Below are 12,206 nucleotides of genomic sequence, written 5' to 3'. Positions count from 1 at the left end.
TTCATCATGCCCATCTGCTGACGGATAATGGCGTGCTGCTTCCAGGAAATGGGAAATTTTCTTACGCCCAAAAGGGCATGGATAATAAAAAGGGTGAATATAACCAGTACGGCAAGAAATACCGCTGAAGGAAATCCCTCTCCTGTGCCGGAAAGAAAAGAGAGTTCCATGAATTTTGCCACAAAATTAAACGAGCCCTTTCCCAGCAGGATGCTGCCCACAAGCATCATGTGTACCCACATGAAAAGCCCCAGCACCAGACCGGTGCCGCTTTGGGCAAGATCCAGCCGGGCCGGTATCCGGCTTTTTTTAACATTATCATTCTTTATCAAGCGTTCCATTTTGCCTCCTTGATGACCAATTACAAAAAAAAATGATTGAGCAAAGGATTGAAATGAACCCTTCCGGCCCATTTCAATCCCAAGAATTATGAATCAGCATTCACGTAACTGCCATGGGCAGACCTTATTTTGATCCGGCTCTGCCCACAACGAAGCATGAAAGAGTGTTCGGTTTATCTACTCTTAAAATGCCTTTTTGCATACATCTCCGATTTCTCCAAGATTCTCACACACATGGATGCCGTTCTTTTTAAAGGCCTCCACCTTGGCCTGGCCTGTGCCGCTGCTGCCGCTGATGATGGCACCGGCATGGCCCATGCGCCTGCCTGGAGGGGCTGTTAATCCGGCTATGAATCCCACCACCGGCTTGGTCACATGATTTTTAATGTATTCTGCGGCTTCTTCTTCGGCATTACCGCCGATCTCGCCCACCATGACAATGGACTTTGTGTCAGGGTCGTTTTCAAAGGCTTCCAGTACATCAATGAAGTTGGTACCATTCACAGGATCACCGCCAATACCGATGCAGGTGGTCTGTCCCATGCCAAGTTTGGTGAGCTGATCCACCACCTCGTAGGTGAGGGTACCGGACCGGGACACAACCCCCACAGGGCCGCCTGCCATGTGGATTTTACCCGGCATAATACCTATTTTGCATTCACCCGGTGTGATAATTCCGGGGCAGTTGGGGCCGATGAGACGGCATTTTTTGGTGGCCATGAAATTTTTCACCCGTACCATGTCCATCACAGGAATACCTTCGGTGATGGCCACAATGAGATCCACACCGGCATCGGCTGCTTCCATTATGGCATCGGCTCCAAACGGCGGTGGTACAAATATAAGACTGGCATTGGCCCCGGTGGCCTCCACAGCGCCTCTCACCGTATCAAAAACCGGGATGCCGTCCATGTCCTGGCCACCTTTACCCGGTGTAACCCCGGCAACCACATTGGTACCATATTCAACACATTGCCTTGCGTGGAATTTACCTTCTTTGCCGGTGATTCCCTGCACAAGAAGTTTTGTATCTTTATTTACAAATATACTCACAGCATTCTCCCAATGGTTCTTTTATCAATGACACCGTTGTTTTGTCTGTCCGTTTTATATGAAATACTCCGCAAATCAGAGGCGTATTTCTACCTTTGTTGTGGGCAGCACCGGATCAAAATACGGTCCGCCCATGGCGGTCATTCAAAAGAGACAGTTAATTGGCATGATGTTCTTGCATTAAAAAAGGGTTGAGATTTCCATGAAAAACCATGGAAACAATATTTTTGCAATCACCACCATGAGCATGTGCCTTAATAAACAAACCTTCGTTATTTGTTTTGCGTTTTTTATATGAAATACTCCGCAGATCAGAGGCGTATTTCAAGTTTTGTTGTGGGCAGGTCAAATCCCAATATGATCTGCCCATGGCAGTTATATTGCCGCTGCTATTTTTGCTGCTGCATCCTTAAGATCCACAGCGCTTGTGAGATCAAGACCGGAATCGGCAAGGATTTTTTTGCCTTCATCCACATTGGTACCTTCCATGCGAACCACAACGGGAATATTAATACCTGTTTTTTTGGCAGCCTGGACAACGCCTTCGGCAAAGATATCACAGCGCAAAATACCGCCAAATATATTGATCAATACGGCTTTTACTTTTTCGTCCATGAGGATGATACGAAGGGCGTTCTCCACTTGATCGGCAGAAGCGCCGCCCCCGACATCCATGAAATTGGCAGGTTCGGCTCCGGCAAGCTTAATGATGTCCATGGTGGCCATGGCAAGGCCGGCCCCATTGACGATATTGCCCACATTACCGTCCAGGTTCACATAGTTGAGGTTGAATTTTGAGGCTTCCACTTCCTGGGGATCTTCCTCATCAAGATCCCTGTACTCCAGAAGATCCTTGTGGCGGAACATGGCATTGGAATCAATGTCCACCTTGGCGTCCAGGGCCAGAACCTGATCATCTGCCGTGAGAATCAAAGGATTGATCTCCACAAGGGAACAGTCATTGGCAACAAAAAGGGTGTACAGCTGCCTGACCAGACCGGCGAACTGCTTTCTGGCAGGTTTGGGAATGGCAAGACCGAATCCCAGCTCTCCCAGCTGATAATTCTGGATACCCATGAGGGGGTCCACATAGATTTTAATGATTTTTTCCGGGGTGTTGGCAGCCACTTCTTCAATGTCCATGCCGCCTTCCCGGCTTGCCATGATAACCACCTTGGCTGTTTCCCGGTCCACCAGCATACTCAGATAGAGCTCTTTGGCAATGTCCTGACCTGCTTCCACCAGAAGTTTTTGCACCAGTCTGCCCTCGGGACCTGTCTGGTGGGTTACAAGTGTCATGCCAAGGATTTCATCGGCAATATTTCCTGCCTCTTGCCGGGATGGGGCAAGTTTTACTCCACCGCCTTTACCACGTCCGCCGGCATGTATCTGGGCCTTGACAACCACGGGGTATCCGCCCAGAAGATCTGCAACATTCAGGGCCTCTTCCCGGGAAAAAGCAACCTGACCCTGGGGAACAGGCACATCATACTTTCTAAAAAGCTCCTTTGCCTGGTATTCATGTATCTTCATGATGATGATCCTTAAAACTATTGTTAGATGGTTTTATCATGCCCTGCAGGCAGGCCTTGGCTCACCTGTGGGCATTATTAAATATAAAAAAGCAGTTTTAGCGGTTTTGCCTTTGCTGCTGTTAAAGACATCTGTTTGTTTTCAACCTGTATCTGGAATTTTGATCCGGTAAAAGCCGGAACAGTTCATCAGGCTCCCAGGGCATTGAGGGTTTTATTGGCACAGTCCGTGACAACACTGCCGGGACCAAAAACTTCAACGGCTCCGGCAGCCTTTAACATGTCATAGTCTTTGGGGGGGATAATGCCGCCCACCACCACTTTGATGTCCTCGGCCCCTTCTTTTTTCAAGGCTTCAACCAGTGCCGGTACCAGGGTTTTATGTCCGGCGGCAAGGCTTGAAACCCCCACCACATGGACATCGTTTTCCACGGCCATACGGGCCGCCTCTTCAGGGGTCTGGAACATGGGACTGATGTCCACGTCAAACCCAAAATCAGCATAGGCTGTGGCAATGACCTTCACTCCTCTGTCATGACCGTCCTGTCCCATTTTTGTCACCAGAATACGGGGTCTGCGGCCGGTGGTTTCTTTAAAATTGTCCGTGCGTTTTCTAATGCCTGCAATCACTTCAGAATCCTGGAATTCAGAGGCATATACCCCGGAAATACACTGGGTGGTGGCAACAAATCGTCCAAATACCGTTTCCATGGCGTCTGATATTTCTCCCACTGTGGCCCTGGCCCGCACCGCTTCAATGGCGGCTGCCAGAAGATTGCCCTCTGTCTGGGCTGCCTGTTTTACATTTTCCAATGCCTTTTCAACGGCATTGGCATCCCTTTCTTTTTTTATCTGTTCCAGGCGGGCCACCTGTTCGGTTCTTACCTCATCACTGATTTCAAGTACTTCAATGGGTTTTTCATCGGCAATGATGTATTTGTTTACACCCACAATGACATCTGCGCCTCCGTCAATCCTGGCCTGACGCCGGGCTGCCACCTCTTCAATGCGGCGTTTGGGCATGCCGGTCTCAATGGCCTTTGCCATGCCGCCGAGTTCTTCAATCTCTTTTAGAATTTTTCTGACTTCATCCACAATGTTCTGGGTCAGGGATTCCACATAATAAGAACCTCCCAACGGATCAACCACGGAAGTGACCTTGGACTCTTCCTGGACAATGATCTGGGTATTCCTGGCAATCCTGGCAGAGGTTTCTGTGGGAAGGCCCACAGCTTCATCAAAGGAGTTGGTGTGCAAAGACTGGGTGCCTCCAAGCACTGCAGACATGCATTCCAATGTGGTGCGGATGATGTTGTTATATGGGTCCTGCTGGGTCAGGCTCCAGCCCGAGGTCTGGCAATGGGTTCGAAGCATCCTGGATTTGGGATTTTGGGGGTTGAACTGTCCCATGAGTTCAGCCCAGAGAAACCGGGCCGCCCTGAGCATGGCAATGTCCATGAAAAAGTTCATGCCAATGCCAAAGAAAAAGGAGAGTCTCGGGGCAAAGGCATCAATGTCAAGACCTGCGGCCATGGCTGCCTTGGCATACTCCAGGCCGTCGGCCAGGGTAAAGGCGGTCTGGAGCACGGAATCGGCTCCGGCCTCCATCATGTGGTACCCGCTGATACTTACGGTGTTGAATTTGGGCATATTTTCGGAACAATACCCGATGATGTCGGCAATGATACGCATGGAGGGCCCCGGAGGATAGATATAGGTGTTCCGGGTGAGGTACTCCTTTAAAATATCATTCTGGATGGTGCCCGAAAGTTGCTCTTGCTTCACCCCCTGCTCCTCGGCTGCCACAATGTACCCGGCAAGTATGGGCAGAACAGCTCCGTTCATGGTCATGGACACAGACATTTTGTCCAGGGGAATCTGGTCAAAAAGAATCTTCATGTCCTCAACGGAATCCACGGCCACGCCTGCCTTTCCCACATCGCCAAATACCCGGGGATGATCGGAATCATAACCCCGGTGGGTGGCAAGGTCAAAGGCAACGGAAAGGCCTTTCTGGCCTGCGGCAAGGTTTTTACGATAAAAGGCGTTGGACTCTTTGGCTGTGGAAAATCCGGCATATTGACGGATGGTCCAGGGACGACCCGCATACATGGTGGCCTTGGGACCCCTCACAAAGGGTTCAAAGCCCGGTAGGTTGTCAATGAATTCAACATTTTCCAGGTCTTTGGCCGTGTAAAGGGGATTAACGGTGATCCCTTCGGGGGTGGCTTTGTTCAGGGACTCCAGGGGTTTTCCCCTCAGTTCTTTTGTTGCAAGTTCTTTCCAGGCGTTTAAATCAGGAGTTTGTGACATGTAAAATTCCTCAGGCTATTGCCGGAAAAGAATATACCGGGATTCCTGAATTTTTATTCATATTCAAGGCGGGCTTTTCCGTGGAGGTTTTCTTTGCGGAAGAGTCCAAACCGAAAGACGAACAAAGGGCAAGCAGGCCGGTATATGCTTTGGCAGAAATAGCCTTATGCATTGGGGATGATTTCTCATCCCCATGATTAATGGAAAATTTCTAATACGACAAAGGCTTTAAATAAAACAAACTATTCTGGGTCAGGCGATTTCCAGAAGGGAATATACCGGGATAAACAGAACGGTATATTCTTTGGGAGAAATGCCCTTAATCTCTCTGGCAGAGTTCCACCAACACACCGGCTGTTGCCTTGGGATGAAGAAATGCGATTTTTGCTCCTCCGGCTCCTTTTCGCGGCGTCTGGTCAATGAGCTGAATGCCTTTGGCCTTGAGCTCATCAAGGGCTTCTTCAATGTTTGCCACCCTGAATGCAACATGCTGGATTCCTTCCCCTTTTTTTTCAATGTATTTTGCAACAGGGCCGTCATCAGAAGTGGATTCAAGCAGTTCCACCTCGCTTTCTCCAACGGGTAGAAAGGCCGTTGTCACCTTTTGGGCCTCCACGGTTTCTGTCCCGGCAAATTCCATTCCCAAAACTTCTGACCAGAAGGTCTTACCGTTTTCAATGCTTTTTACAGCAATTCCCAGATGATCAATTTTTAATATTTCCATTTCTCCTCCTGTTGCATTTTTATGCAAAACGGTTAGTGAGTTGTTTAGCCCATAAGTCAAAGGTGGTCCGGTGCCTCTTCTCATCCCTTATTTGATAAAAATTTGGAGTAACCGTTATGAAAACCCGGGACTTATGGGTGTTTTATGGTGCCCGAGCGGTGCCGCCCAGGCATGTTTTTTTTATTTAATCCAGGGTTTTCCCACAGGAAGAACATCCCTGCCAAAAACCTGGGCATAAATCACATGGGCCATCATGTACCAGGCACTTAACGCGCAGAAGATCAGCTCAACACCTGCCACCTTGGTCAGCCATGGAAAGCCGAAATGCGCCAGATCCAGGAGAATAAAACCGATGAGCAGAAGGGTAAAGGTCACTGCCATCATCCCGTGAATTTTCATGGCAGGTATCCACATAATGGCGGTGTAAAGGGTCCAGACCACAAGAAACCATCCCACGTCGGTGCCACTGAGTCTATAAATGCCAAAATGATTAAGAAGCCAGATAATGCCCAATGCAATCCAAAAGGCACCATAGGAGCAAAAGGCACTATAGCCGAAATTATTGCCTACTTTAAACTCCTGGTAACCTGCTATTAATTGGGCAGCACCGCCAAACACAAAGGCAAGAGCAAGAACCGGCCCAATGCCGCAAAAACCAAGATTGTGGATTTGAAGAATCATTGTTGTTAAACCAAACCCTGCCAAACCAACGACTGCTGGATTACCTAATGTTTGCTGTTCAGACATTATTTTCTCCTATGATTTAATTGTTAACTAACCGATTAACCGCTTTAAACTCTTTTTTTATTAGAAAATAAAACTTCCGGGCAACCTCAGCAGAGCTGCCCCCCTGATGGGCAATAAGAACCGGACAAATGGGCCGTATACGGTTCCGGGCCGGACCCATTGCCCATCGAAGGGGCGGCATGCTACCATTGTGGGGCTGAATCTTACCCTATGACGGCAAGTATTTCTCCCTTGGATACGGAATCGCCCGGACCGAAATTAACGGCTGTAACCTCCCCGTCTGCCGGAGCAGGCAGGGCGTTTTCCATTTTCATGGCCTCGAGCACCACAACGGTGTCACCCTTTTTTACGAAATCGCCAACATTTTTTTCATATTTGATGATCATCCCGGGCATGGGAGCTGTTACCTGGGCCCCTCCGCCGGTGGCAGCTGCCGGTTGTGCAGCAGGGGGCGCGGCAGGTTTAGGCGCTTTGGGAGCCGGGGCCGGTTTGACTTCGGGGGCAGCAGGTGCCGGTGCCGGTGCCGCAGCCGGCGGTGGTGTCGGAACCTGGGTGCCCTGGGCCGGCTGGGCATAGGCCATGACCGGTGTCCCCCCCACTTCGTCCACTCCCACCTCAAAACATTCTTCATCCACAAAGACGTTAAAGGTTCTCAGGCAGTCTGTCTTTTCCGGTAATTCGCCGTTAACTTTTCTTTCCACAAGTTCTCCGGCTTTTGCTTTTTTGATCATTTCCGCCTGGCGCTGTACATCTTCCAGACTGATGGCCTTCATACTTTCCGGAACAGCCTCTTTTCCATATTTTTGCTGGAGGAATTTTTTCCCGGTGACAGGAAACAGGGTGTAGAGGATGAGGTCATCTTCATCCACGGCAAGATCCTTTATCTGGGCCTTGGAATCCTCAAGTTCCGGTTTAAGTACTTCGGCAGGCCTGCAGGTGATGGGGTTTTCTCCCCTGTCATAGCCCTTGAGCGCTTTTTTCTGGACTTCAGGATCAATGGGGGCCGCTGTTTTGCCATATAGACCATAGCAAAGATCTTTAACCTGGGCTGTGATCATTTTATAGCGCTCTTCTTTTGTATCGAATAATACGTTATTCACGGTCTGGGTTCCCACGATTTGGCTTGTGGGGGTCACCAGGGGAATCTGGCCCAGCTCTTTTCTTACCCTGGGAAGCTCTTCATACACTTCGCCGATTCTGTCAAGGGCATCCATGTCCCTGAGCTGATTTACCAGGTTTGAAAGCATGCCTCCGGGTGTCTGATGGAGCAGCACATTAATGTCGATCACCGACACCTTGGTGTCATCCAGCAGATGGCGATATTTGGGAAGAATGTCTTTTTCCAGGGTTTCGTTGATGGAGGCCAGGGTTTCGATGTCAAATCCCGTATCCCGGTCTGTGCCTATTAAAGACATCACCAGGGGTTCCAGGGCCGGATGGCTGGTTCGGTAGGCATAGGGGGTCAGGCAGGTATCAAGGATATCCACGCCGGCTTCTGCCGCCTTTAGATGGGTCATGGCTGCCATGCCCGAGGTAAAATGGGAGTGAAGATTGATGGGAATATCCACGTTGGCTTTAAGGGCCTTGACAAGATCAAAGGCATCGTAGGGAGCCATGAGGCCGGCCATGTCCTTGATACAGATACTGTCTGCCCCCATGCTCTCAAGATCTTTGGCTTTTTTCACATAATAGTCCAGGGTATAAACGGTGCCGCCCATTCTCGGTTCTGTCAGGGAGTAGCAGATACAGCCCTGGAAGTGTTTGCCGCAGCTCTTTATAACCGGAGCCACTGCTTCAAAATTCCGGTAGTCGTTCAGAGCGTCAAAGGTGCGGAAAACATCCATGCCGTTTTCAGCAGCCCGGTTCACAAAGGCCTTGGCAACATCGTCGGCATAATTTCTGTATCCCACAAGGTTCTGGCCCCGGAGCAGCATGGAGAATGGGGTCTTTTTGATGTAGCGTTTAAGGGTTCTGATTCGCTCCCAGGGATCTTCGTTGAGAAAACGGTGCATGGTGTCAAAGGTGGCACCGCCCCACACTTCCATGGCCCAGAAGCCAACTTCATCCATTCTTTCGGCCACGGGGATCATGTCCTCGGTTCTTCCCCTTGTGGCAAACAGGGATTGATGCCCGTCCCTTAATGAAAGATCTTCGATCATCAGGGGGTTTTGGGCTTTGGGCCTTTCTTTTTCACAATTAATTTCACACATGTTTATTCTTCCGTGTTCACTCATTTCACTCTCCTCATCAATATATGCTAAGCCATTGGCGTTTATTAATCATATTGCGGCATGGAAAATTCCGGGCCCATTGCCCGTCGGGGGGCGGCGGTATAATACCATTTGGCTCCGCGTCTACGACCCTATATTTGTTGTGTCCGACAGGAAATGCCCGTTATAAGTTATTTGAAAATACCCATTTGCATCAGGCTTCTGCTCTGCATTTGATCATTTCTGCCTGCCATGCCCCAGGTGTTGATACATGCAGCCGGAAGCGGGGTTAACAATTCCGATGCCGAACCTGAAGTCTGATCCAGGGATGAAGCAAAACAGGCTGCCTCCTCCTGGGTCTTTATGTAGGTCATAACCGCAGCGCTTGCAGCGGCCATTTTTTTTCTGTCCATTTTTCCTCGCCTTTTTTTGATATGAAAAAGCAGGTGCCGGATGTTCACAGCAACTACTTTTTCATTGTTCGTTGTGGCTGGAGGTTACAGCCATGTGGGTTATATGCGGTCTGCCCATGGCAGTTTATATACGATGCAGCCTCCAAGTTTACCTCAGCAGAGCCCCCCCGAGGGGTAATAGGAACCGGCCAATCGAGCTGTCTACAGTTCCGGGCCGGAACCATTACCCCTCGGGGGGGCGGCATAATAGCATTGTAATATTTGTTGTGTCCGCCGGGAGATGCCCGTTTATATGAAATACTCCGCAAACCAAGGGCGTATTTTAAGTTTCGTTGTGGGCAGAACCGGGTCAAAATAGGGTCCGCCCGTGGCCATTAGACCGGTATGTTTCCATGTTTTTTGGCAGGTCTCATCTCGCGCTTGGTGCCCAGGGCTTCCAGGGCATCTGCCAGGCGCGCCCTGGTCTCGGCAGGGCGGATCACCGCATCCACATACCCCCGGTTTGCTGCGCAATAAGGATTTGAAAACAGCTCTTCATACTCTTCGATTTTTTCTGCCCGCTTGGAAACAGGATCATCAGAACCCTTTATTTCCCTTGCATGGATGATATTGGCAGCCCCGGCTGCCCCCATTACTGCGATCTGGGCGCTTGGCCATGCAAAGGCCATGTCCGCACCAAGGTGCTTGGAGCACATGGCAAGGTATGATCCACCGTAATCCTTGCGGGTGATGAGCAGGAGTTTTGGCACTGTGGCCTCGGAGTAACACCAGAGCAGCTTGGCTCCGTGGCGGATGATACCACTCCACTCCTGGTCGCTTCCGGGAAGATAACCGGGTACGTCGGCAATGGTGAGCATGGGAATGTTAAAGGCGTCGCAGAACCGGATGAACCTTGTTGCTTTATCAGAGGCGTTGATATCAAGACACCCTGCAAGAAAATTGGGCTGGTTGGCTATGATACCGATGACCCGTCCGTTGATCCTTGCAAAACAAATGATGATATTTTTGGCAAAATATTCGTGGGGTTCAAAGAACTCTCCGTTGTCCACGATGGCGGTGATGACATCCTTGATATCGTAGCCCTGGTTGGGATTGTCTGGAATCAGGGTGTCAAGCGCCTCAGCCATGCGGTGGGGATCGTCCCCTGTCTCCTTGAAAGGAGGTTCCTCCATGTTGTTGGAGGGAAGATAGGAGAGCAGTTGGCGGATTCTTTCCAGGGCATCCTGGTCTGAGTCACAGGCAAACTGGGCCACTCCGCTCTTTTCGTTGTGGGTCATGGCGCCGCCCAGGTCTTCCTGGGTGATCTCTTCCCCTGTTACAGACATGATAACCTGGGGACCTGTGATGAACATGTAGCTGGTATCCTTGACCATGAAGATCCAGTCGGTCATGGCAGGAGAATAAACAGCCCCGCCTGCCGTGGGTCCCATGATGGCGGAAATTTGGGGAATCACACCGGAGGCTGAGGCATTTCTAAAGAAAATTTCGCCGTATCCGGACAGGGCATCCACACCTTCCTGTATCCTGGCACCGCCGGAATCGTTGATACCCACCACAGGAGCACCGGCCTTCATGGCCATGTCCATGACTTTACAAATCTTCTTTGCCTGCATTTCCCCCATGCTTCCGGCCCTTGAGGTAAAATCCTGGGAATAGGCAAATACGATTCTGCCGTCCACTTTGCCGTGGCCGGTGACAACGCCGTCGGCAGGAATTTCTTTTTCTTCCATTCCAAAATTGGTACATCTGTGGGTGACAAACATGTCCACTTCCCGGAATGTGCCCGGGTCAAACAAAAGGTTCAGTCTCTCCCTGGCATTGAGTTTTCCCTTTTCACGTCGTTTTTCAAGGGCTTTTTCGCCCCCCATGCCAAGAATCTTTTTTTCCCGCTTGGCAAGATCCTTGATTTTGTCTGCTATTATTCCCATAATAACAACCTGTCCTTTTTTTGTTGATTTTATTTGTATGGCGCTGGATTTCAATGATTCCAACGTCCGGGCATCTATTTTTTATTTTTGCGGTCCCTTAGCACCCGGTTATCATCGTTTGCAAAAAATCTGGGTGGGATCAATGACCTCCCGGATCAGTTTGATCTCTGTTTGGGTGGGTGGGGCAAATTCATACACATCCTTATCCACCATGAGTTCAAATCCCGTGGCATCCTGAACACTTTGCACGGTTTCTCCGGGCATGGTTGCCAGGATTTTCATTCGTTTGGTTTCGTCGTCAAATCCCATCAGGGCCTTGGTTGTGATTACTCGTTTTGGACCTTTTCCCTGTAATCCGGCCTTTTTTCTGGCATCCTTTGATCCGTCCATATGACCCATGCTGGTGCAATACTGAAGTTTTTCCACAAATCGTCTGGGCTCGTGCTGAACAATGAGGATTGTATAGGTACAAGAGCAGGACATATCCCCGGCCCCGCCGCTGCCGGGCAGCCTTACAACCGGTTTCATATAGTTTTGTGGAAAATCTCCAATCATGGTTGAATTTAAATTGCCGTAGGGATCAACCTCGGCCCCTCCGATGAACCCGATATCAATGAAGCCCCTCTGGGTCAGTTCAAAGGCGGAATTTAGTCCCTGGATATAATTTGCCCGGCTTGTGGTTCGAGAATCTCCCACAGACAGAGGCAGACCCCGATCCAATGTGGGGCCCACGGCCCCTGCTTCAAATACCGGAATGATTCCCGGTCCGCTTGTTAACTGGGCCAGGGTTATCCCCACCATGGGCAGTCCGGTTCCCGCAAAAATAACTTTGTTGTTTTCAAGTTGTCTGGCACCGGCCGTTACGATCATTTCGCCGGGGGAAAAATCTGTTGCGTAATCCGTCATGATATCTCCTGAAAAGCTATGAATTTAATGTTAAATCTC

At 49.9% G+C, this 12,206-nt stretch carries 11 protein-coding genes and 1 pseudogene; 2 read left to right on the top strand and 10 right to left on the bottom strand.

Features of this window, described 5'->3' with window-relative positions; genetic code table 11:
- Together B9A32_RS18330 and sucD are read right to left on the bottom strand one after the other, a co-directional pair.
- A pseudogene (locus tag B9A32_RS18330) lies at positions 1–341 on the bottom strand (fumarate reductase cytochrome b subunit); the annotation flags it as partial.
- Positions 342–524: 183 nt separating this feature from the next.
- Complete coding sequence (gene sucD, locus B9A32_RS18325; protein ID WP_084071413.1) at positions 525–1,394, bottom strand: succinate--CoA ligase subunit alpha; 870 nt, start codon at positions 1,392–1,394, stop codon at positions 525–527.
- 58 nt (positions 1,395–1,452) lie between these two features.
- Between sucD and B9A32_RS22420 the strand changes: the two genes are divergently transcribed.
- On the top strand, positions 1,453–1,578 hold the full coding sequence (locus B9A32_RS22420) for a hypothetical protein (protein ID WP_269749044.1): 126 nt from the start codon (positions 1,453–1,455) through the stop codon (positions 1,576–1,578).
- Between the two features lie 191 nt (positions 1,579–1,769).
- Here B9A32_RS22420 and sucC read toward each other — a convergent pair whose 3' ends face one another.
- Together sucC and scpA are read right to left on the bottom strand one after the other, a co-directional pair.
- A complete protein-coding gene (gene sucC / locus B9A32_RS18320; RefSeq protein WP_084071412.1) occupies positions 1,770–2,927 on the bottom strand; it encodes an ADP-forming succinate--CoA ligase subunit beta in 1,158 nt (385 codons plus the stop codon).
- A 188-nt stretch (positions 2,928–3,115) separates the two neighbouring features.
- Entirely contained in the window at positions 3,116–5,239 is a 2,124-nt protein-coding gene (gene scpA / locus B9A32_RS18315; protein ID WP_084071411.1) for a methylmalonyl-CoA mutase, read from the bottom strand.
- On the opposite strand from scpA, the gene B9A32_RS18310 reads away from it, so the two are divergent.
- A complete protein-coding gene (locus B9A32_RS18310) occupies positions 5,233–5,436 on the top strand; it encodes a hypothetical protein (protein ID WP_084071410.1) in 204 nt (67 codons plus the stop codon). The two genes, scpA and B9A32_RS18310, sit on opposite strands and share 7 nt — an antisense overlap.
- Before the next feature lie 122 nt (positions 5,437–5,558).
- Here the strand turns inward: B9A32_RS18310 and mce are convergent, their stop codons facing one another.
- The 6 genes from mce to B9A32_RS18280 all read right to left on the bottom strand — a co-directional run bounded on the left by mce (position 5,559) and on the right by B9A32_RS18280 (position 12,167).
- Positions 5,559–5,963, bottom strand: coding sequence for a methylmalonyl-CoA epimerase (gene mce / locus B9A32_RS18305; RefSeq protein ID WP_084071409.1), 405 nt, complete (start codon positions 5,961–5,963; stop codon positions 5,559–5,561).
- A gap of 180 nt (positions 5,964–6,143) precedes the next feature.
- Positions 6,144–6,710: an acetate uptake transporter gene (locus B9A32_RS18300; RefSeq protein WP_084071408.1), complete on the bottom strand. Its 567-nt coding sequence runs from the start codon at positions 6,708–6,710 to the stop codon at positions 6,144–6,146.
- Positions 6,711–6,913: 203 nt separating this feature from the next.
- Positions 6,914–8,944 carry a pyruvate carboxylase subunit B gene (locus B9A32_RS18295; RefSeq protein ID WP_084071407.1) on the bottom strand — a complete coding sequence of 677 codons (2,031 nt, stop codon included), beginning with the start codon at positions 8,942–8,944 and terminating at the stop codon, positions 6,914–6,916.
- Positions 8,945–9,111: 167 nt separating this feature from the next.
- The gene (locus B9A32_RS18290) at positions 9,112–9,333 is read right to left on the bottom strand and encodes a hypothetical protein (RefSeq protein WP_139795885.1); all 222 of its coding nucleotides are present in this window, start codon (positions 9,331–9,333) and stop codon (positions 9,112–9,114) included.
- 374 nt (positions 9,334–9,707) lie between these two features.
- Entirely contained in the window at positions 9,708–11,261 is a 1,554-nt protein-coding gene (locus B9A32_RS18285) for an acyl-CoA carboxylase subunit beta (protein WP_084071416.1), read from the bottom strand.
- 111 nt (positions 11,262–11,372) lie between these two features.
- The gene (locus B9A32_RS18280; RefSeq protein ID WP_084071405.1) at positions 11,373–12,167 is read right to left on the bottom strand and encodes a CoA-transferase subunit beta; all 795 of its coding nucleotides are present in this window, start codon (positions 12,165–12,167) and stop codon (positions 11,373–11,375) included.
- Positions 12,168–12,206 lie beyond the last annotated feature (39 nt).

The sequence above is a fragment of the Desulfocicer vacuolatum DSM 3385 genome (assembly GCF_900176365.1).
Classification (GTDB): Bacteria; Desulfobacterota; Desulfobacteria; order Desulfobacterales; family Desulfobacteraceae; genus Desulfocicer; species Desulfocicer vacuolatum.
The sequence above is the reverse complement of the archived record's forward strand: the minus strand, read 5'-3'. Positions and strand labels throughout refer to the sequence as shown.

What these genes read in the sequence shown, in the direction of transcription:
- B9A32_RS18290 (WP_139795885.1), bottom strand. Translation starts at nt 9,333, where the DNA reads ATGGACAGAAAAAAAATGGCCGCTGCAAGCGCTGCGGTTATGACCTAC.
- B9A32_RS18285 (WP_084071416.1), bottom strand. Translation starts at nt 11,261, where the DNA reads ATGGGAATAATAGCAGACAAAATCAAGGATCTTGCCAAGCGGGAAAAA.
- B9A32_RS18295 (WP_084071407.1), bottom strand. Translation starts at nt 8,944, where the DNA reads ATGAGTGAACACGGAAGAATAAACATGTGTGAAATTAATTGTGAAAAA.
- scpA (WP_084071411.1), bottom strand. Translation starts at nt 5,239, where the DNA reads ATGTCACAAACTCCTGATTTAAACGCCTGGAAAGAACTTGCAACAAAA.
- B9A32_RS18280 (WP_084071405.1), bottom strand. Translation starts at nt 12,167, where the DNA reads ATGACGGATTACGCAACAGATTTTTCCCCCGGCGAAATGATCGTAACG.
- B9A32_RS22420 (WP_269749044.1), top strand. Translation starts at nt 1,453, where the DNA reads ATGAAATACTCCGCAAATCAGAGGCGTATTTCTACCTTTGTTGTGGGC.
- B9A32_RS18300 (WP_084071408.1), bottom strand. Translation starts at nt 6,710, where the DNA reads ATGTCTGAACAGCAAACATTAGGTAATCCAGCAGTCGTTGGTTTGGCA.
- sucC (WP_084071412.1), bottom strand. Translation starts at nt 2,927, where the DNA reads ATGAAGATACATGAATACCAGGCAAAGGAGCTTTTTAGAAAGTATGAT.
- mce (WP_084071409.1), bottom strand. Translation starts at nt 5,963, where the DNA reads ATGGAAATATTAAAAATTGATCATCTGGGAATTGCTGTAAAAAGCATT.